The 20377-nt window shown below is 69.3% G+C and carries 17 protein-coding genes and 2 tRNA genes; 16 read left to right on the forward strand and 3 right to left on the reverse strand.

Annotated features, from left to right (window positions below; translation table 11 throughout):
• Positions 1–263 precede the first annotated feature (263 nt).
• Together FVS66_RS23035 and FVS66_RS23040 are read left to right on the forward strand one after the other, a co-directional pair.
• Positions 264–1478, forward strand: coding sequence for an IS110 family transposase (locus tag FVS66_RS23035; RefSeq protein ID WP_149180445.1), 1215 nt, complete (start codon positions 264–266; stop codon positions 1476–1478).
• A gap of 86 nt (positions 1479–1564) precedes the next feature.
• On the forward strand, positions 1565–2014 hold the full coding sequence (locus tag FVS66_RS23040) for an HD domain-containing protein (RefSeq protein WP_149183106.1): 450 nt from the start codon (positions 1565–1567) through the stop codon (positions 2012–2014).
• Here FVS66_RS23040 and FVS66_RS23045 read toward each other — a convergent pair.
• Positions 2001–3134: an acyltransferase family protein gene (locus FVS66_RS23045; protein ID WP_399226103.1), complete on the reverse strand. Its 1134-nt coding sequence runs from the start codon at positions 3132–3134 to the stop codon at positions 2001–2003. The two genes, FVS66_RS23040 and FVS66_RS23045, sit on opposite strands and share 14 nt — an antisense overlap.
• Positions 3135–3495: 361 nt before the next feature.
• Between FVS66_RS23045 and FVS66_RS23050 the strand changes: the two genes are divergently transcribed.
• The gene (locus tag FVS66_RS23050) at positions 3496–3690 is read left to right on the forward strand and encodes a hypothetical protein (RefSeq protein ID WP_149183108.1); all 195 of its coding nucleotides are present in this window, start codon (positions 3496–3498) and stop codon (positions 3688–3690) included.
• 67 nt (positions 3691–3757) lie between these two features.
• Here the strand turns inward: FVS66_RS23050 and FVS66_RS23055 are convergent.
• Positions 3758–3828: transfer RNA gene (locus tag FVS66_RS23055), tRNA-Gly, on the reverse strand.
• A gap of 138 nt (positions 3829–3966) precedes the next feature.
• Here FVS66_RS23055 and FVS66_RS23060 point away from each other — a divergent pair.
• The 5 genes from FVS66_RS23060 (at position 3967) to clpX (ending at position 8607) form a co-directional block, all read left to right on the forward strand.
• Positions 3967–4043: transfer RNA gene (locus FVS66_RS23060), tRNA-Pro, on the forward strand.
• A 175-nt stretch (positions 4044–4218) separates the two neighbouring features.
• Positions 4219–5595: a trigger factor gene (tig, locus tag FVS66_RS23065; RefSeq protein ID WP_187645657.1), complete on the forward strand. Its 1377-nt coding sequence runs from the start codon at positions 4219–4221 to the stop codon at positions 5593–5595.
• Positions 5596–5832: 237 nt separating this feature from the next.
• Positions 5833–6438 carry an ATP-dependent Clp protease proteolytic subunit gene (locus tag FVS66_RS23070; RefSeq protein WP_149183410.1) on the forward strand — a complete coding sequence of 202 codons (606 nt, stop codon included), beginning with the start codon at positions 5833–5835 and terminating at the stop codon, positions 6436–6438.
• 66 nt (positions 6439–6504) lie between these two features.
• Positions 6505–7164 (forward strand): ATP-dependent Clp protease proteolytic subunit, encoded by a 660-nt coding sequence (locus FVS66_RS23075; protein WP_149183109.1) that lies wholly within the window; start codon positions 6505–6507, stop codon positions 7162–7164.
• 159 nt (positions 7165–7323) lie between these two features.
• Positions 7324–8607: an ATP-dependent Clp protease ATP-binding subunit ClpX gene (gene clpX, locus FVS66_RS23080; protein ID WP_031129255.1), complete on the forward strand. Its 1284-nt coding sequence runs from the start codon at positions 7324–7326 to the stop codon at positions 8605–8607.
• Positions 8608–8680: 73 nt separating this feature from the next.
• On the opposite strand, the gene FVS66_RS23085 is transcribed toward clpX, so the two are convergent.
• Positions 8681–9697, reverse strand: a complete 1017-nt coding sequence (locus FVS66_RS23085; RefSeq protein WP_149183411.1) for a hypothetical protein — start codon at positions 9695–9697, stop codon at positions 8681–8683.
• A 137-nt stretch (positions 9698–9834) separates the two neighbouring features.
• Between FVS66_RS23085 and FVS66_RS23090 the strand changes: the two genes are divergently transcribed.
• From FVS66_RS23090 to mrdA, 8 genes are all read left to right on the forward strand, one after another.
• Positions 9835–12483 carry a valine--tRNA ligase gene (locus FVS66_RS23090; protein ID WP_149183110.1) on the forward strand — a complete coding sequence of 883 codons (2649 nt, stop codon included), beginning with the start codon at positions 9835–9837 and terminating at the stop codon, positions 12481–12483.
• A gap of 111 nt (positions 12484–12594) precedes the next feature.
• Positions 12595–14157 carry a folylpolyglutamate synthase/dihydrofolate synthase family protein gene (locus FVS66_RS23095; protein ID WP_149183111.1) on the forward strand — a complete coding sequence of 521 codons (1563 nt, stop codon included), beginning with the start codon at positions 12595–12597 and terminating at the stop codon, positions 14155–14157.
• Between the two features lie 4 nt (positions 14158–14161).
• Positions 14162–14509, forward strand: coding sequence for a DUF4233 domain-containing protein (locus tag FVS66_RS23100; RefSeq protein ID WP_149183112.1), 348 nt, complete (start codon positions 14162–14164; stop codon positions 14507–14509).
• Between the two features lie 88 nt (positions 14510–14597).
• Complete coding sequence (gene ndk, locus FVS66_RS23105; protein WP_149183113.1) at positions 14598–15011, forward strand: nucleoside-diphosphate kinase; 414 nt, start codon at positions 14598–14600, stop codon at positions 15009–15011.
• 261 nt (positions 15012–15272) lie between these two features.
• Complete coding sequence (locus FVS66_RS23110) at positions 15273–16292, forward strand: rod shape-determining protein (RefSeq protein WP_149183114.1); 1020 nt, start codon at positions 15273–15275, stop codon at positions 16290–16292.
• Positions 16293–16391: 99 nt separating this feature from the next.
• Positions 16392–17444 carry a rod shape-determining protein MreC gene (mreC, locus tag FVS66_RS23115; protein WP_149183115.1) on the forward strand — a complete coding sequence of 351 codons (1053 nt, stop codon included), beginning with the start codon at positions 16392–16394 and terminating at the stop codon, positions 17442–17444.
• A gap of 4 nt (positions 17445–17448) precedes the next feature.
• Complete coding sequence (gene mreD, locus FVS66_RS23120; RefSeq protein WP_149183116.1) at positions 17449–18129, forward strand: rod shape-determining protein MreD; 681 nt, start codon at positions 17449–17451, stop codon at positions 18127–18129.
• Positions 18130–18181: 52 nt separating this feature from the next.
• Entirely contained in the window at positions 18182–20374 is a 2193-nt protein-coding gene (gene mrdA, locus FVS66_RS23125; RefSeq protein ID WP_149183117.1) for a penicillin-binding protein 2, read from the forward strand.
• Positions 20375–20377 lie beyond the last annotated feature (3 nt).

Raw genomic sequence — 20377 nt, forward strand, 5'->3', positions numbered from 1 at the left:
GCCCCGTTATGTTTTTCGCGGTCCTGCAAGAGGGCCGCTGGCCTCCGGGCCCGGCATGACTTTTGCCCCCTGTCGCACGGATGACCGGGGGGGGTGGTGTCACCGGGCCCGGGAGGTGCCGTCGGAGACGCTGATGAGAGGTCCGACCACCGCCTGGCCGGGCGCAATGCCCAGCCATCCGCGGGCGGCAGGTCTGCATAACGTGGATGCGCGAGAACGGCCCCGATGCCCAGGCCAGCACGTAACGAACGAGTGGGGGCACAGTGATCGACACTGACGGCGTGGGCGTCTTCCTCGGCTTGGACGTCGGCAAGAGCACGCATCATGGGCACGGGCTGACCCCGGCCGGGAAGAAGGTCTTCGACAAGCCGCTGCCGAACAGCGAACCGAAACTGCGGGCCGTCTTTGACAAGCTGCGCGACAAGTTCGGCACTGTCCTCGTGGTCGTGGACCAGCCCGCCTCGATCGGCGCCCTCCCGCTCGCGGTGGCCCGTGACGCGGGCTGCCAGGTGGCCTACCTGCCCGGACTGGCCATGCGGCGGATCGCTGACCTCTACCCGGGCGAGGCCAAGACCGACGCGAAGGACGCCGCGGTGATCGCGGACGCCGCCCGCACCATGCCCCACACCCTGCGTTCGCTGGAACTGACCGACGAGATCACCGCCGAGCTGACCGTGCTCGCGGGCTTCGACCAGGACCTCGCAGCCGAGGCCACCCGCACCTCCAACCGGATACGCGGCCTGCTCACCCAGTTCCACCCCAGCCTGGAGCGCGTTCTCGGGCCCCGCCTCGACCACCAGGCCGTCACCTGGCTGCTGGAGCGCCACGGCTCTCCGGCCGCCCTGCGCAAGGCAGGCCGCCGCAGACTCGTCGAACTGATCCGCCCGAAGGCCCCGCGCATGGCCGCCCGGCTCATCGACGACGTATTCGACGCGCTCGACGAACAGACCGTCGTCGTCCCTGGCACCGGCACCCTCGACATCGTGGTCCCCTCCCTGGCCCGCTCGCTCGCGGCGGTCCACGAACAACGCCGGGCCCTGGAAACGCAGATCAACGAACTGCTGGAGGCTCACCCTCTTTCCCCGGTCCTGACGTCGTTGCCCGGCGTCGGCGTCAGGACCGCCGCAGTCCTCCTGGTCACCGTCGGCGACGGCAGCTCGTTCCCGAGCGCCGCCCACCTGGCCTCCTACGCCGGCCTCGCGCCGGCGACCAAGTCGTCCGGGACCTCGATCCACGGCGAACACGCACCCCGAAGCGGAAACCGGCAGCTCAAACGCGCGATGTTCCTCTCCGCGTTCGCCGCTCTGCATGATGCCGCCTCCCGCACCTACTACGACCGCTGCCGAGCCCGTGGCAAGACCCACACCCAGGCACTTCTGCGCCTCGCCCGCCATCGCATCAGCGTCCTGTTCGCCATGCTCCGCGACGGAACCTTCTACGAACCCCGCACACCCGACGACGTCGAACTCGCCGCATAACCTCAGCAAGCACCAACCACCCCAAACCCGACAGGGGCGCCTTGACGAAAGACATAGAGGCACCCCCGGCGGCGTACAGTCGGGCCATGCCGAACCTCTCGCTCGACCAGGTCGAAGCCATCGCTCGCCGGGCACACGCCGGGCAGACGGACAAAGCGGGGCGGCCCTACGTCGAGCACCTTCGGGCCGTGGCCGAAGGGGTGCGGGCGCGGGGCGGCAGCGACGAGCAGATCGCCGCGGCCTGGCTGCACGACGCGATCGAGGACGACGCCCTGTCGCCGCAGTGGCTCGCGGCCGCCGCGCTGCCCCAGCAGGTCAAGGACATCGTCCTCGCCCTGACCAAGCGCCCCGGCGAGGACCTCGCGGCCTACACCGCCCGCATCCTGGCCGTGCCGGGCGCCCGCCTCGTCAAGGAGGCCGATCTCGCGCACAACGCCGATCCGGACCGGCTCGCCGTGCTCGACGAGCCGACCCGGACCCGGCTGACCACCAAGTACGCGCACGTACGGGAGCTGCTGGGCCTCACGTCCGGCTGACGGCCCTCGCCGGCACCGTCTCCGCCGGAGGCTCCGCCCTCGCGGGTGCCGGGTCCGGGTCCGGGGCCGGGGCTGGTGCCGGGGCCGTCCGGCGGAACGCCCACTCCAGGCGAGGCTCCGTCACGCAACGCAGTGCGCGACGCACCGGCGGGGTGCACATCAGGGTCACCGCGACGGCCGCCACCACGGTCAGGCCGACCCGCCCGGCGGGCGTCGCCAGCACCGGGTACGCGTCTACGAGGTTCCAGTACTGGAGTGCCTTCGTCCCGAAGCCGTGCAGCAGATAGCCGCAGATGCTGCCCGCGCCCAGCACCGTGAACCAGGTGCGCCGCCCCGGCACCCACGCCAGGAACACCACCGTCAGCACCAGCGCGCACCCGCCGAGAGCGACCGTCGCGACGGGCCCGGCCCACCACGCGGCCTCCAACTCCTGGGCGCTCTTGTTCCGGTAGAACCAGCCCATCCGCAGTGTCGGCGTGATCGCGTACGCCCCCGCCAGCGCGGCCAGCGCGACCGGCACGGCGAGCACCCGCACTGCCCGCCGCCTGACCAGCTGGAAGTGCTCCTCGCGCAGCGAGAGGCCCAGTACGAAGAACGGCAGGAACTGCAGCACCCGCTGGAGATCCAGGTCCGCCGCGATGCGCGGTGTCAGCGAGGCCAGCGCCGCGACCGCCACCGCCACCGGCACGGGGTACCGCATGGCCTTCCAGAGCGGCGCGGACAGCCGCCACATGAACAGCGCCAGCAGGAACCAGGTCAGATAGAACGGGTCGGTGAGCGAGAAGGCCTGCCACGGCGCGTCCTCGGCCCACCGCCGGTACAGGGTGTACGCCACCTCGAAGGCCAGGTACGGGACGAGGACCCCGCTCACCAGCCGTCTCAGCTGCTCGGGCCGACCGGTGAAGCTCCGTGAGAAGTACCCGGAGATGATCACGAACGCCGGCATGTGGAAGGAGTAGACGACCATGTAGAGCGCCCGCGTGGCACGGCTGCCCTCCATGACCGGCTCCCACGCGTGGGCCACCGCGACGAGCACGATCGCCAGGTACTTGGCGTTGTCGAAGTAGGCGTCCCGCTGCCTCTGCTTTTCTTGGGGTGGGTGGAACATTCGAGGCACCATAGCCCCGCCCCGCGCCTTTCCGGAAACCCGGAAAACCACATCACAGCATTACTTACAGTGCCTGAAATGTAGCGATAAATCCGGGACAAAAGCCGCACATCGCATCGATCGTGCTGATCAATTACCGCCCGCGCGGCCGCCTTGAGAATTTTCTGTGACGGACATGCGCGCGCGGTGAAAGGATCAATGTGAATTCCGTTGCGGAATTACCGCTCGGGCCTCTCCGTTCGGCCCTCGGGCCGTCGGCGATGTGTCACGGGGCAGCACTGACGGGGCGGTTGATGGCACGATGGGCCGAGCGGGGGTGTGCTGGGCCGTGTGCCCCCGGCCGTCCGGGCGGACCGACCTAGAGGTGATCAGCGTGGCCATTTCGTTGTCCGTGGTGGTGCTGTTGGCGATCGTCCTGGTGGTGATGATCCGCGGCGGCTCGGTCAAGGCCGGGCCGGCGATCATCGCCGCCCTCTTCGGGTTCTTCCTGGCGTCCTCGGGTGTCGGCCCGACCCTCACCAAGGTCCTCAACGAGATAGCCGCGTCCATCAGCAAGATCAGCTTTTAAGGACCGAAAAACGACTCCGGCCCGTCCGGGTGAGCAGCTCACCCGGACGGGCCGGAGTCGATCGAAGAGCGGGCGACGGGAATCGAACCCGCGTAGCTAGTTTGGAAGACTAGGGCTCTACCATTGAGCTACGCCCGCGAGCGGCGCACCGCGCGCGTCACCAAGGAGCGACGACCGCGGTACGTGGAGCATCGTAGCGGGTCCGCGCCCCTGGTCGCACACCCCTTGATGTACCGACGCAGCGCCCGCGGCCATGTACCCTACGTGTCGCACCGACGGGGTGTGGCGCAGCTTGGTAGCGCGTCCGCTTTGGGAGCGGAAGGCCGTGGGTTCAAATCCCGCCACCCCGACCATCACAGACCTCCACACGCGCATCCGGCGCATCCAAGATCACGTTGTGGGGCGCGTACTCCTTGCGGTTACTATGCAAGCTACGTGCCCGTGTGTCTCTCGACCGGGCAGATCGGCCGGGCCGCCGCAGTTCGCGCCCCGGCAGAACCCAAGAATCAGCCACAAGGAGACCGAACCGTGAAGAGCGCCGTGGAGACCCTGAACCCGACCCGGGTTCGGCTCACTGTCGAGGTGCCCTTCGAGGAGCTCAAGGACAGCCTCGACGCGGCGTACAAGAAGATCAACCAGCAGGTCACGGTCAAGGGCTTCCGTAAGGGCAAGATCCCGGCCCGAGTGATCGACCAGCGGTTCGGCCGTGGTGCTGTGCTGGAGGAGGCCGTCAACGACGCCCTTCCCAAGCTCTACACCGAGGCGGTCAACGAGGCCGAGGTCAACCCGCTGGGCCAGCCGGAGGTCGACATCACCGAGCTGAAGGACGGCGAGCTGCTGGCCTTCACCGCGGAGGTCGACATCCGCCCGGCGATCGAGATCCCGGACTACTCCGGCATCGAGGTCACCGTCGACGCCGTCGAGGTCACCGACGAGGACGTCGAGAAGTCCGTGGAGCAGCTGCGCGAGCGCTTCGCCTCCACCGACCCGGTCGAGCGCGCCGCCGCCGAGGGCGACGTCGTGACGATCGACCTCGAGGCCAAGGTCGACGGCGAGGTCCTCCCGGACGGCGTCGCCGGCGGCGTGCAGTACACCATCGGCTCCGGCGAGCTGCTGGACGGCATCGACGAGGCCGTGACCGGCCTGGAGGCCGACGGCGAGGCCACCTTCACCTCCACGCTGAAGGGCGGCTCCGCCGAGGGCAAGGAGGCCGAGGTCACCGTCAAGGTCACCGCGGTCGCCGCCCGTGAGCTTCCCGAACTCGACGACGACTTCGCCCAGATGGCGTCCGAGTTCGACACCCTCGAGGAGCTGAAGGCCGACAGCCGCAAGCGCCTCGAGAACATGAAGCAGTACGACCAGGCCACCCAGGCCCAGGAGCGCGTCCTCGACGAGCTGCTGAAGCTGGCGGAGGTCCCGATCCCCGAGAAGCTTCTCGAGGACGAGATCAACACCCGCAAGCACAACCTGGTGAACCACCAGCTCGGCCAGATGGGCCTCGACCTCGCGAAGTACCTGGAGCTCCAGGGCAAGACCGAGGAGGAGTTCGACGCCGAGACCAAGGAGCAGGCCGAGAAGGGCATCAAGACCCAGTTCATCCTCGACGAGCTGGTCTCCACGGAGAAGCTCAACGTCAACCAGGACGAGCTGACCGAGCACCTGATGCGCCGCGCCCAGTCCTCCGGCATGAGCCCGGACCAGTTCGCGCAGGCCGTCGTCCAGGGCAACCAGGTCCCGATGCTCGTCGGCGAGGTCGCCCGCGGCAAGGCCCTGGCGCTGGTCGTCGAGGCCGCCAAGGTCGTCGACACCAACGGTGAGCCCGTCGTCATGGACGACATCGAGGACGAGACGGCCGAGACGGCCGAGGCCGCCGAGGCCGAGACCGAGGAGCGGACCGAGGCCTGATCAGCCTCGCCCTGAGCTCCGCGGCGGGCTCCGGACGCACTGCGCGCCCGGGGCCCGCCGCCGTACTCACGGAACCTTGCGCTCCCAGCGAACAGTTCGGGAACCGGGATGGCGCCCGCCCACCTGCGCGTTAGGGTCCATGAGTACGAGGGCAGGGGTAGTACCCGCCCCCAGTACGACAGACGCTGAGACGGCCGCAGCCGTCAGAGACGAGCAGGTGGATACGTGACGAATCTGATGCCTTACGCCGCGGGTGAGCCGTCCATCGGTGGTGGCCTCGGCGACCATGTGTACAACCGGCTGCTCGGCGAGCGCATCATCTTCCTCGGCCAGCAGGTCGACGACGATATCGCCAACAAGATCACCGCGCAGATGCTGCTCCTTGCCGCCGACCCGGACAAGGACATCTACCTGTACATCAACAGCCCCGGCGGCTCGGTGACGGCCGGCATGGCGATCTACGACACCATGCAGTACATCCCGAACGACGTGGTCACGATCGGCATGGGTATGGCGGCCTCCATGGGCCAGTTCCTGCTGACCGGCGGCTCCCCGGGCAAGCGCTTCGCCCTGCCCAACACCGACATCCTGATGCACCAGGGCTCCGCCGGCATCGGCGGTACCGCATCCGACATCAAGATCCAGGCCGAGTACCTCCTCCGTACGAAGCGGCGGATGGCCGAGATCACCGCGCGCCACTCCGGCCAGACCGTGGAAACGATCATCCGTGACGGTGACCGCGACCGCTGGTTCACCGCCGAGGAGGCCAAGGACTACGGCCTCCTCGACGAGATCATCTCCGCCGCTTCGGGCGTTCCGGGCGGTGGCGGCACCGGCGCCTGAGCCGATGCCCGCCCCCACCAGCCCTCCGCCCAGCCCGCCGAACGCCACCAGGATGGTGAACACCCCATGAGCAACTTCTCCGCGAGCGGCCTCTACACCGGCCCGCAGGTGGACAACCGGTATGTCGTCCCGCGCTTCGTCGAGCGCACCTCCCAGGGCGTGCGCGAGTACGACCCGTACGCGAAGCTCTTCGAGGAGCGTGTGATCTTCCTCGGCGTGCAGATCGACGACGCCTCCGCCAACGACGTCATGGCGCAGCTGCTGTGCCTGGAGTCGATGGACCCGGACCGCGACATCTCCGTCTACATCAACAGCCCCGGTGGTTCCTTCACCGCGCTCACGGCGATCTACGACACGATGCAGTTCGTGAAGCCGGACATCCAGACGGTCTGCATGGGCCAGGCGGCCTCCGCCGCGGCCGTGCTGCTCGCCGCCGGCACGCCCGGCAAGCGGATGGCCCTGCCCAACGCACGCGTGCTGATCCACCAGCCGTCCGGCGGCACCGGCCGTGAGCAGCTCTCCGACCTGGAGATCGCGGCCAACGAGATCCTCCGTATGCGCACGCAGCTGGAGGAGATGCTCGCCAAGCACTCCAACACCCCGATCGAGAAGATCCGCGACGACATCGAGCGCGACAAGATCCTCACGGCCGAGGACGCGCTCGCGTACGGCCTGATCGACCAGATCGTGTCGACCCGCAAGGGCGCGGCGGCCGTGGCGGCCTGACGCTCGACCTTCCCTTGGCACGGCCCACGTCATGGACTTCCGTCCGTGCGAACCGTGCCAAGGGGGGCCCGAACGGGGGGCCCGGCAAGGTACCGTCGGATATGAGGCACCAGGAGTCGGCTGCGAACAAGCCGCTCCCAGGCGAAGGGGAAGCACCTCGTGGCACGCATCGGTGATGGCGGCGACCTGCTCAAGTGCTCGTTCTGCGGAAAGAGCCAGAAGCAGGTGAAGAAGCTCATCGCAGGCCCCGGTGTGTACATCTGCGACGAGTGCATCGACCTCTGCAACGAGATCATCGAAGAGGAACTCGCGGAGACGAGCGAGGTGCGGTGGGAGGAACTCCCCAAGCCCCGCGAGATCTACGAGTTCCTCGAGGGCTATGTCGTCGGCCAGGAGCCGGCGAAGAAGGCCCTCTCCGTCGCGGTGTACAACCACTACAAGCGCGTCCAGGCCGGTGAGAACGGCGGCGCGCAGGGCCGGGACGACGCGATCGAACTCGCCAAGTCCAACATCCTGTTGCTGGGCCCCACGGGCTCCGGCAAGACGCTCCTGGCCCAGACCCTCGCCCGCATGCTGAACGTACCCTTCGCCATCGCCGACGCCACGGCGCTGACGGAGGCCGGCTATGTCGGCGAGGACGTCGAGAACATCCTGCTGAAGCTCATCCAGGCGGCCGACTACGACGTCAAGAAGGCCGAGACGGGCATCATCTACATCGACGAGATCGACAAGGTGGCCCGTAAGAGCGAAAACCCTTCCATCACACGCGATGTGAGCGGTGAGGGCGTCCAGCAGGCCCTGCTCAAGATCCTGGAGGGCACCACGGCGTCGGTCCCGCCCCAGGGCGGCCGTAAGCACCCGCACCAGGAGTTCATCCAGATCGACACGACGAACGTCCTGTTCATCGTGGGCGGTGCCTTCGCCGGCCTGGAGAAGATCATCGAGTCGCGGGCCGGTGCCAAGGGCATCGGCTTCGGCGCGACGATCCGCTCGAAGCGGGAGATCGAGGCGAGCGACCAGTTCCAGGAGGTCATGCCGGAGGACCTGGTGAAGTTCGGGATGATCCCCGAGTTCATCGGCCGCCTCCCGGTCATCACCAGCGTCCACAACCTCGACCGCGAGGCCCTGCTCAAGATCCTGGTGGAACCCCGCAACGCGCTGGTGAAGCAGTATCAGCGCCTCTTCGAACTCGACGGCGTGGAGCTGGACTTCGACCGCCCCGCCCTGGAGGCCATCGCCGACCAGGCCATCCTCCGCGGCACGGGCGCCCGCGGTCTGCGCGCCATCATGGAAGAGGTCCTGATGTCCGTGATGTACGAGGTCCCGTCCCGCAAGGACGTGGCCCGTGTCGTCATCACGGAGGACGTCGTCCACAACAACGTCAACCCGACCCTGGTCCCCAGGGTCGTCAAGGACCAGGGCCGCCACGAGAAGTCGGCCTGACCGCACGTAAGCGACAGGGCCCCCGCCCGGTTCCGTGAACCGGCCGGGGGCCCTGTCGTCGGCTCAGGGCGGCTCAGGCCTTGACGCGGATCTCCTTGCGGAGGTCGGCGGTGATCTTCGCCGCGCCGTCCTTGTCCAGACTCTTCGTCGCCTCGCCGGCGAAGACCGTGGCGATGGTGCTGTAGTCGGACCACACGCAGAACCAGTTGGTCTGCTGCTGCTTCGTCACGGCGTTCGGGCCCTCGATGGACTGGCACTTCATGACGCCGTTGAAGTCGTCCGGGGACACCGCCTCCGGAGACCCGATCAGCTTGAACTTGCTGTCGGTGTCCTTCTTCGCCTCCTCGTTCATCTTGGCGAAGTACGCGTCCAGCGTCTTCTCCGGGTCCGCGATCTTCCCGTACGCGCCGGTGAAAGTGACGGACTTGGCCGTCAGGAGCTCGGGCGAGGACGCGGGGTCGGACAGGTCGATCTTCTTCGGGTCGACCGTCGTGTACGTCCCCCGCACGGGCTTGGCGTCCTGGATACCGGCCTTCTCCATGTCGTCCGCATCGGACGAGTTGCCGGCACCCTCCTTGCTGGTCCGCTTGTACTCGCCGCCCAGCACCGCCTCCGGCGTCGCCAGCTTGTGCGGGCCGTCGTCCTCCAGGCCGCCGCCCAGGCCCGGGCCGAACACGAAGTACGCGCCGACCGCCAGCGCGACCACGCCCGCCGCGACGCCGATGATCAGGCCCGTCTTCTTCTTCGGGGGCTGCGGGGCGGGGGCGCCCGGGTAGCCGCCGGGGGCCGCGCCGTACGGCGGCTGCTGCGGGGGCTGGCCGTACGGGCCGGGCTGCGCGGGCTGGCCGTACGGGTTCGGCTGCTGGGGCTGCTGGGGCTGCTGGGGCTGCTGGGGCTGCTGGGGCTGCTGGGGGTAGCCGTAGCCCGGCTGCTGCTGCGGGGGCGGGGCCTGCTGCGGATAGCCGTAACCGGGCTGGGGCGCCTGCGGGGGCTGGCCGTAGGGGCCGGGCTGCCCGTAGGGACCCGGCTGACCGTACGGCCCGGGCTGCTGAGGCTGTCCGCCGTACGGGCCCGGCTGGTTGTAGCTCATTAAGGGTTCCCCCATCCAGACGTTTATGCGTTCCTCACATACTGGCCGAAGGAACGCTCCCGAGGCGCGGCGGGGGTCACACCATCACGGAAGATTCCCGTTTCAGTACGCGCCTGTGACACCTCTAAACTGGGCCCGTGACCGAGAACACTCAGCAGCAGCCAGCATCCGTCCCCGAACTGCCGACCCAGTACGCGCCGGCCGATGTAGAGGGGAAGCTGTACGAGCGCTGGGTAGAACGCGGTTACTTCACGGCCGACGCGACGAGCGCCAAGCCCCCGTACACCATCGTCATCCCGCCGCCGAACGTCACCGGCAGCCTCCACCTGGGCCACGCCTTCCAGCACACCCTCATGGACGCCCTCACCCGCCGCAAGCGGATGCAGGGCTACGAGGTGCTGTGGCTGCCCGGCATGGACCACGCCGGCATCGCCACCCAGAACAAGGTCGAGCAGCAGCTCGCCGAGGAGGGCAAGTCCCGTCACGACCTGGGCCGCGAGGAGTTCGTCCAGCGCGTCTGGCAGTGGAAGGAGGAGTACGGCGGCAAGATCCTCGGCCAGATGCGCCGCCTCGGCGACGGCGTCGACTGGAGCCGTGAGCGCTTCACCATGGACGAGGGCCTGTCCCGCGCCGTCCAGACCATCTTCAAGCGGCTCTACGACGACGAGCTGATCTACCGCGCCGAGCGCATCATCAACTGGTGCCCCCGCTGCCTCACCGCCATCTCCGACATCGAGGTGGAGTACCAGGAGGACGACGGCGAGCTCGTCTCCATCAAGTACGGCGAGGGCGAGGACACCCTGGTCGTCGCCACCACCCGCGCCGAGACGATGCTCGGTGACACGGCCGTCGCCGTCCACCCCGACGACCCGCGCTACCAGCACCTCGTCGGCAAGCGCATCAAGCTGCCCCTGACGGACCGTACGATCCCGGTCGTCGCCGACACGCACGTCGACCCGGAGTTCGGCACCGGCGCCGTCAAGGTGACCCCGGCCCACGACCCGAACGACTTCGCGATCGGCCGGCGGCACGGCCTCGAGTCCCTGACGATCATGGACGAGCGCGGTGTCATCACCGTCCACGGCCCGTTCCAGGGGCTCGACCGCTACGAGGCCCGCGACGCCGTCGTCGGCGCCCTGCGCTCCCAGGGCCGGATCGTCGCCGAGAAGCGCCCGTACGTCCACTCCGTCGGCCACTGCTCGCGCTGCAAGACGACGGTCGAGCCCCGGCTTTCACTGCAGTGGTGGGTCAACGTCCAGCCGCTGGCGCGGGCCGCCGGCGACGCCGTCCGCGAGGGCCGCGTCGCGATCCATCCCGAGGACATGTCGAAGCGCTACTTCGACTGGGTGGACAACATGCACGACTGGTGCATCTCGCGCCAGCTGTGGTGGGGCCACCGCATCCCCGTCTGGTACGGCCCGAACGGCGAGATCGTCTGTGTCGGACCCGACGAGGAGCCGCCGTCCGGTGAGGGCTGGACGCAGGAGACCGACGTCCTCGACACCTGGTTCTCGTCGGGCCTGTGGCCGTTCTCCACGCTCGGCTGGCCGGAGCAGACCCCGGACCTGCAGAAGTTCTACTCGACCGACGTTCTCCTCACCGGCCACGACATCATCTTCTTCTGGGTCGCCCGGATGATGATGTTCGGCCTGTACGCGATGGACGGCGAGGTCCCGTTCAAGACGATCGCCCTGACGGGCCTCGTCCGCGACGAGCGCGGCAAGAAGATGTCGAAGTCCTTCGGCAACGTCGTGGACCCGCTCGACTGGATGGACGCATACGGCTCCGACGCCGTCCGCTTCACCCTCGCCAAGGGCGCCAACCCCGGCACCGACGTGCCCATCGGCGAGGACTGGGTCCAGGCGTCCCGCAACTTCGCCAACAAGATCTGGAACGCCACCCGCTTCGCGCTGATGAACGGCGCCACCGTGGAGGGCCCGCTGCCGGACGCGTCCCGGCTGTCCGCCGCGGACCGCTGGATCCTGTCCCGCCTCGACAAGACGGTCGCCGAAGTCGACGCGTACTACGAGGACTTCCAGTTCGCCAAGCTCAGCGAGGCGCTCTACCACTTCGCGTGGGACGAGGTCTTCGACTGGTACGTCGAGCTGTCGAAGACCACGTTCTTCGAGGGCGGCGAGCAGGCCGAGGTCTCCGCCCGGGTCCTCGGCGAGGTCCTGGACGTCATGCTGCGGCTGCTGCACCCGGTCGTCCCGTTCGTCACCGACACGCTGTGGACCACCCTGACGGGCGGCGAGTCCCTCGTCGTCGCCGACTGGCCGAAGGCCGTGTCCGTTCCTGGGGCTCACGCCCCGGGCGGATTCCGCGACGACGCCGCCGAGCAGGAGATCGAGCTCGTCCAGCGTGTCGTCACCGAGGTCCGCCGCTTCCGCTCCGACCAGGGCCTCCAGCCCGGCCAGAAGGTCCCGGCCCGCCTGGACCTGGCCGGCACGGCGCTGGCCCCGCACGAGCCGGCCATCCGCCAGCTACTGCGTCTCCAGCCGGAGGGCGAGGGCTTCCACGCCACCGCCTCCCTCCCGGTCGCCGGCGCCACGGTCGCCCTGGACCTGTCGGGCACGATCGACGTCGAGGCGGAGCGCAAGCGCCTGACGAAGGACCTGTCCGTGGCCGAGAAGGAGAAGGCCCAGGCCCAGGCCAAGCTCGGCAACGAGGCGTTCCTGGCCAAGGCGCCCGACCACGTCGTGGAGAAGATCCGCACGCGCCTCACCAAGGCGGACGAGGACATCGCCCGTATCCAGGCGCAGCTCGCGAACCTTCCGCAGGGCTGAGCACACCCGTACGACGTACGACACCCCGAAGGCCCCGGAACCGCCTGGTTCCGGGGCCTTCGGGCCCTCCTGCGCCCGGCCGTGTCAGTGGCGCTCCGTAGACTGGACGGCGTGAGTGAGCAGCCCTCGTCCAGCGACCACAGCGACCACCCAGACAGCGACGGCTTCGACGACCTCGTCGAGGCCGAAACCGACCTCCCCCAAGCTCTCGACTCCGCTCGAGCGGGAGAGACCCCTGCCCCCGACCTGGCGGTGATCGAGGCGGGCAGCCGCACCCTGCGCGCCCAGGCCAGGCCGCCGCAGGCCGACCCCGTGCCGTCGCGGCCCGCCGACCCGGAGGTCGACAAGGCGCTGCGGGAGGTCGAGCAGGAGCTCGCGACCCGCTGGGGCGAGACCAAGCTGGAGCCGTCCGTGCAGCGCATCGCCGCGCTCATGGACGTCCTGGGCGAGCCGCAGCGCGCCTACCCCTCCATCCACATCACCGGCACCAACGGCAAGACCTCCACCGCGCGCATGATCGAGGCGCTGTTCGGCGCGTTCGAGCTGCGCACCGGCCGGTACACCTCGCCGCACGTCCAGACGATCACCGAGCGGATCAGCCTGGACGGCGCCCCGATCAGCGCCGAGCGGTTCATCGAGACGTACCACGACATCAAGCCGTACGTGGAGATGGTCGACACGACGCAGGAATACCGCCTGTCGTTCTTCGAGGTCCTCACCGGCATGGCGTACGCGGCGTTCGCCGACGCGCCGGTCGACGTCGCCGTCGTCGAGGTCGGCATGGGCGGCAGCTGGGACGCGACGAATGTCATCGACGCCTCCGTCGCCGTGATCACGCCCATCTCCCTCGACCACACCGACCGGCTCGGCACGACACCCGCCGAGATCGCCGGCGAGAAGGCCGGGGTCGTCAAGGACGGCGCCACGGTCATCCTGGCGCAGCAGCCGGTGGACGCGGCGCAGGTACTGCTGAAGAAGGCCGTCGAGAAGGACGCGACCGTGGCCCGCGAGGGCATGGAGTTCGGCGTCGTCGCGCGTGAGGTCGCGGTCGGCGGGCAGCTCCTGACGCTGCGCGGCCTCGGCGGCGAGTACGAGGGCGTCTTCCTGCCGCTGTACGGCGCGCACCAGGCGCACAACGCGGCGGTGGCGCTCGCGGCGGTGGAGGCGTTCTTCGGGATCGGCGCCCAGCACGCGCGGCCGCTGGATCTGGACACCGTCCGCAAGGCGTTCGCGACGGTCGCGTCACCGGGCCGCCTGGAGGTCGTACGGCGCAGCCCGACCGTCGTCCTGGACGCCGCGCACAACCCGGCCGGGGCGCGGGCCGCGGCCGAGGGCGTCCAGGAGGCGTTCGACTTCTCGCGGCTGATCGGCGTGGTCGGCGCGAGCGGAGACAAGGACGTGCGAGGTCTCCTGGAGGCGTTCGAGCCGATCTTCGCGGAGGTCGTCGTCACGGCGAACTCCACGCACCGCGCCATGGACCCCGACGAGCTCGCGGCGGTCGCGGTGGAGGTCTTCGGCGACGAGCGCGTGGTCGTCGAGCCGCGCCTCGACGACGCCCTGGAGGCGGCCATCACGCTCGCCGAGGAGGAGGGCGAGTACGGCGGCGCGGGTGTGCTGGTGACAGGTTCGGTGATCACGGTCGGCGAGGCCCGGCTGCTCCTCCGGAAGGGCTGACACGATGCGTACGCTCTGCGCCTCGACACTGATCGGCGAGTTCTTCGTGATCGGCTTCGCCGGTCTTGTCGCGATGAAGGACGACAGCCTGTCCATGGGCACGGTGTGGACGGTCTGCGGCATCGCGATGGCGCTGTCCGTCCTGCTGTGCGGGATGATCACCCGGCCGGGCGGCGTCCAGATGGGCTGGGCGCTCCAGATCGCCCTGATCGCCAGCGGCTTCGTCGTACCGGTGATGTTCTTCCTGGGCGCGGTCTTCGCGGCCCTGTGGTGGGCGTCGATCCACTACGGCCGCAAGATCGACGAGGCCAAGGCGAGGTGGGCGGCCGAGGCCGAGGCCCCGTCCCGGTAGTTCACGGGAGGCGGGTGCCGCGGCGCCCGTCACACCCGGTAACCTCTGGCGGAACCGCACACCCCGGGCCTGCAAGGAGCCGTTCACCATGACCCAGCGCACCCTCGTCCTCCTCAAGCCGGACGCCGTCCGCCGCGGCTTGGTCGGCGAGATCATCGGCCGAATCGAGCGCAAGGCCGGGTGGACCGTCTCCGCGCTGGAGATGCGCACGCTGGACCGGAGCCTGCTGGAGCAGCACTACGCCGAGCACGTCGGGCGCCCCTTCTACGAGCCGCTCGTCGAGTTCATGTCGTCCGGCCCCGTCGTCGCGCTCGTCGTAGAGGGCGAGCGGGTCATCGAGGGTGTGCGCCGGCTCGCCGGCCCGACGGACCCGATCGCCGCGGCCCCCGGCTCCATCCGGGGCGACTACGGCACCATCGTCCGGGAGAACCTGATCCACGCATCGGACTCGGAGGAGTCCGCCATTCGGGAACTGAAAATTTTCTTCCCCGGCCTTTCCTGACCTCATGTCAGCCAAACAGCGCTCTTGACCTGGGGCGACCGATGGAATTTCGGTCGCCCTGCGGCATATGGCGAGGGTCGGCGGGAACGCATCCGTCCGACACCTCGTCACCTATACAGAGGCGGACCACCGCGCCGTGTTCGCGTAGGCGGCACTACGATGGAATCCTCCGCTCCACACGATCCAGCGCGCCGTCCTGAGAAGCCGTCAACGCTCTATTGGGAAGGCCCGACGCTCCTCATGGGAAACAAGGGGAACTCAATGTCGTTCATCGGCCGTGACATGGCTGTCGACCTCGGGACCGCCAACACGCTGGTGTACGTCAGGGGTCGCGGCATCGTCCTCAACGAACCGTCGGTCGTCGCCATCAACACCAACACCGGTGGAATCCTGGCGGTCGGCGCAGAGGCAAAGAAGATGATCGGACGGACCCCCGGCAACATCGTCGCCGTACGGCCGCTGAAGGACGGCGTCATCGCCGACTTCGAGATCACCGAGCGGATGCTCCGCTACTTCATCCTGAAGATCCATAAACGCCGATATCTGGCCCGCCCCCGGGTCGTCGTCTGTGTGCCCTCCGGCATCACCGGCGTCGAGCGCCGCGCCGTCATCGAGGCGTCCACCCAGGCCGGTGCCCGCCAGGTGCACATCATCGAAGAGCCGATGGCGGCGGCGATCGGCTCCGGACTGCCCGTCCACGAGGCCACCGGAAACATGGTGGTCGACATCGGCGGCGGCACCACGGAGGTCGCCGTCATCTCCCTCGGGGGAATCGTCACGGCACAGTCCATCCGCGTCGCCGGCGACGAGCTGGACAACGCGATCATCCAGCACATCAAGAAGGAGTACAGCCTCCTCCTCGGTGAGCGCACCGCCGAACAAATCAAGATCACCATCGGGTCGGCATACGACCACGGCGAGGACGAGCACACCGAGATCCGCGGCCGCGACCTCGTATCCGGTCTCCCCAAGACCGTCGTCATCTCGGCCGCCGAGGTCCGCAAGGCCATCGAGGAGCCCGTCAACGCCATCGTCGACGCCGTCAAGACCACCCTCGACAAGTGCCCGCCGGAGCTGTCCGGCGACGTCATGGACCGCGGCATCGTCCTCACCGGCGGCGGCGCCCTGCTGCGCGGCCTCGACGAGCGGCTGCGGCTCGAGACGGGCATGCCCATCCACATCGCCGAGGACCCGCTCGACTCCGTCGCCCTCGGCTCCGGCAAGTGCGTCGAGGAGTTCGAGGCGCTCCAGCAGGTCCTGGACGCCCAGCCCCGCAGATAGCGCGCATACGATCAGCCGTACGGGTGCTGTCATACCCGTACGGCTGATCGTTGGTATATCGGCACAGACATTCCTACGAGGAAGGCACGGCCGCCCCACGTGAGGGACACGAAAGAGAGCCGGCTGCTCCTGGCGCTGCTGGTCGCCGTGGCGTTCGCGCTGATCACGGTGGACATCCGCGGCGGTGAGGGGTCACCGGTCGACGGAGCCAGGCGGGTCGCCGCCACCGTCTTCGGCCCGGTCGAGAACGGTGTCGCGTCCGCGATCGACCCGATCGGCAACGCGATCGGAGCCGTACGCGACTCGGGCGAGCGCCACAGCCGCATCGCGCAGCTGGAGCGGGAGAACGCCGAGCTGAAGTCCAGGCTCGGCAGCGACGACCGGAACCGCAACCGCGTCCGCGAACTCGACGACCTGCTGAAGAAGGCGGGCGCCGGACAGTACGGCATCAAGGCGGCCGAGGTCATCGCCATAGGAGCCGCGCAGAGCTTCTCCTGGACCATCACCATCGACGCCGGCTCCGACGACGGTATCCGCCGCGACATGACCGTCATCAACGGCGACGGGCTCGTCGGCCGGGTCACCACCGTCGGCCCCTCCACCGCCACGGTGCTCCTCGCCAACGACCCCGACTTCACGGTCGGTACCCGGATAGAGCGGACCAACGAGCTCGGCTTCGCCACCGGCCAGGGTGCCCGCCCGCTCTCCGTGCAGCTCCTCAACGGCAAGGCCAAGGTCAAGCCCGGCGACCGGCTCGTCACCTTCGGCTCCCAGGCGAACCGGCCCTTCGTGCCCGGCGTCCCCGTCGGCGAGGTCATCCGTGTCGACCCGTCCAGCGGCGACCTGACCCGCCGGCTCTTCGTCCGCCCGTACGCCGCGTTCAGCCGCCTCGACATCGTGGGCGTCGTCGTCCAGCCGCCCCGCACGGACCCGCGCGACATGGTCCTGCCCGCCAAGCCCCAGCCCGCCCCGACCGTCACCGTCACCGTCACCCCGTCCCCGGACGCCGACGCGCCGCAGGGCGAGGAGCCCCAGGTCGGACAGCGGGAGCAACTGGCCCCGGGCGAGCCGGTCGAGCAGGGCGAGCGGGAAGGGCAGGCCACGGCCCAGCCCGGCGTGACCGGACGCACCGACGAGCAGGAGCAGGAGTAGTCCCATGCGCTTCAACCGGATCCTGCTCTCCACCACCCTCGTCGTCGTCGCCCTCGTGCTCCAGGTCGCCGTCCTCGCCCGCCTCCAGCTGCCCGGCGCCGTCCCCGACCTGCTCCTGCTGACCGTCCTCGGCCTGGCCTTCGTGTACGGACATGTCAGCGGCGCCCTCATCGGCTTCGGCGCCGGCCTCCTCGCCGACCTCGCCCCGCCCGCCGACCACGCCGTCGGACGCTACGCCCTCGTGCTCTGCGTCATCGGCTACGTCGCCGGGCTCACCAAGCCCGAGAACGGCCGGCTCCGCTCCGCCACCGGCCCCATGGCCATGGTCGTCGCCTCCGCGATCGGCTCCACCCTGCTGTACGCGGGCGTCGGCGCCCTCGTCGGCGACACCGGCGCCCGCCACGTCGGCCTCGTCTCGCTCATCCTCACCGCGGTCGTCTACGACCTGCTGCTCGCGCCCTTCACCGTGCCCTGGATCATGGCCCTGGCCCGGCGCGCCGACCACGACCCGGTCGCCGAGACCGCCGGCTCCGGCGGCGACGTCTCCTCCGGATGGGCGCCCTCCGGCACCGGCCTGCGCGTCGGCAGCCCGCGCGGCGGCGGACTGCGCGGCGGGCTGCGCGCCAAGGCCGCCCGCAGCAGGGCCGCCCGCGCGGTCCGCATCAAGGGGGTCAAGCGCCTGTGAGGCCGACCGGAGCGACCGTCAGCCGCACCCGAGCTACCCAGGGGAGGGCATCGTGAGCAACATTCCCGAGACCGGCCGGACCCCACGCGTCCAGATCCGGCTCATCGCCATCCAGGTACTCGTCTTCTCCCTCCTCCTCACTCTCCTCGGCCGCCTCTGGTACCTCCAGGTCCGCAACGGCGAGGAGTACACGAACGAGGCGAAGAACAACCACGTCCAGCGAGTCGTCCAGCCCGCCGTCCGCGGCGCCATCCTCGACGCCCGCGGCGTCCCCCTCGCCGACAACGAGACCCGCCTCGTCGTCTCCGCCTCCCGCACCGAGCTCATGCGCATGAAGGACCGGGGCGAAGGCGTCCTCACCCGCCTCGCCGGCGTCCTCGGCATGACGCCCAAGGAGGTCATGGACAAGGTCCGGCTCTGCGACTCCAAGACCCCCCAGCCCTGCTGGAACGGCTCCCCCTACCAGCCGATCCCCGTCACCGACGAGGCCACCACCCAGCAGGCCCTGCAGATCCGCGAGCGGGCGGAGGACTTCCCCGGCATCACCGCCGAACCCACCGCCGTACGCCGCTACCCCGCGCCCGGCGACGCGCGGACCTCGCAGGTCCTCGGCTACCTCTCACCCGTCACCGACGAGGAGATCGAGAAGGCCAAGGACACCGACTCGCCGTTCCTCCGCTCCGACCAGGTGGGACGTTCCGGCCTGGAGCGCACCTACGACAAGGTGCTGCGCGGCAAGGCGGGCGTCACGCGCTACGAGGTCGACAACCTCGGCCGTGTCCTCGGCCAGGCCGAGAACGACCCGGCGCGGCCCGGCTCCACCGTCGTCACCAGCATCGACGCCCGGGTCCAGGCCGTCGCCGAGTACGAGCTCCACCAGGCGATGGAGAACGTCCGGAAGGAGACCGACAGGGTCACCGGCCGCCCGTACGAGGCCGACGCGGGCGCCGTCGTCGTCATGGAGTCCAAGACCGGCCGCGTCGTCGCGATGGCCTCCCAGCCCGACTACGACCCCAACGCCTGGGTCGGCGGCATCTCCGCGAAGGAGTACGCCAGGCTCACCGGCAAGAACTCCAACTTCCCGCTCCTCAACCGGGCGATCCAGGGCCAGTCACCCGCCGGCTCCGTCTTCAAGGTGGTGTCGGCGAGCGCGGCCGTGCGGGCCGGCTACCCCTTCGACGGCCGCTACAACTGCAGCAGCTCCTACAGCCTCGGCGGCCGCAGCTTCGCGAACTTCGAGTCCAAGGGGCACGGCCCCATCACCCTCGGAGACGCCCTCAAGTACTCCTGCAACACCGTCTTCTACCGTCTCGGCCACCAGGAGTGGCAGCGCGACGGCGGCCTCAAGCCGAAGAAGAACGCCCACGACTGGTTCTACCGCACCGCCCGTGACTTCGGATTCGGCTCCGAGACCGGCATCGACCTGCCGAACGAGGTCAGCGGCCGCATCCCCGACCGCCAGTGGAAGCAGAGGTTCTGGGAGGCCAACAAGGACTCCTGGTGCAAACAGGGCAAGAAGGGCGGCAGCTACGTCGAGCAGATCGCGTACGAGAGCTGTCTGGAGGGCAACCAGCTGAAGGCGTTCGACAGCATCAACTTCGCCATCGGCCAGGGCGACGTCCTCATCACCCCCATCCAGCTGGCCACCGCCTACGCCGCCATCAGCAACGGCGGCACCCTCTACGAACCCACCATCGGCAAGGCCGTGATCAGCCCCGACGGCAAGAAGGTCGAGAGGATCAACCCCAAGGCCCGCGGCAGGCTGCCGGTCGACGCCGAAACCATCAAGGACCTCGACAAGGGCCTGCGTTCCGTCGTCGAGCCCGGTGGCACCGCCGCCTGGCGGTTCACCCAGGTCGGCTGGCCGAACGACAAGATCCCGATGCGGGCCAAGACCGGCACCGCCCAGGTCTACGGCAAGCAGACCAAGTCCTGGTTCGCCACCTACACCGACGACTTCACCATCGTCATGACCATCTCCCAGGGCGGCACCGGCTCCGGCGCCTCGGGCCCCGCAGTGCGCAACATCTACGACGCCATCTACGGCCTCGACGACGCGGGCAACCAGGACCTCAAGCGGGCCCTGCTGCCCAAGCCGCAGAAGGACCTGCCGAAGATCCACCCGGACGGCTCCATCGAAGCGCCCGCCATCAAGCCGTACGACCCCGAGTCGCAGAAGCCCGAAGAGGACGCCGCCGAGGACCCGCAACAAGGGCTCGCGGGCCCGCCGGCATGGAGGGACTGACCG

This window comes from Streptomyces sp. TRM49041, assembly GCF_008271805.1.
Lineage (GTDB): Bacteria > Actinomycetota > Actinomycetes > Streptomycetales > Streptomycetaceae > Streptomyces.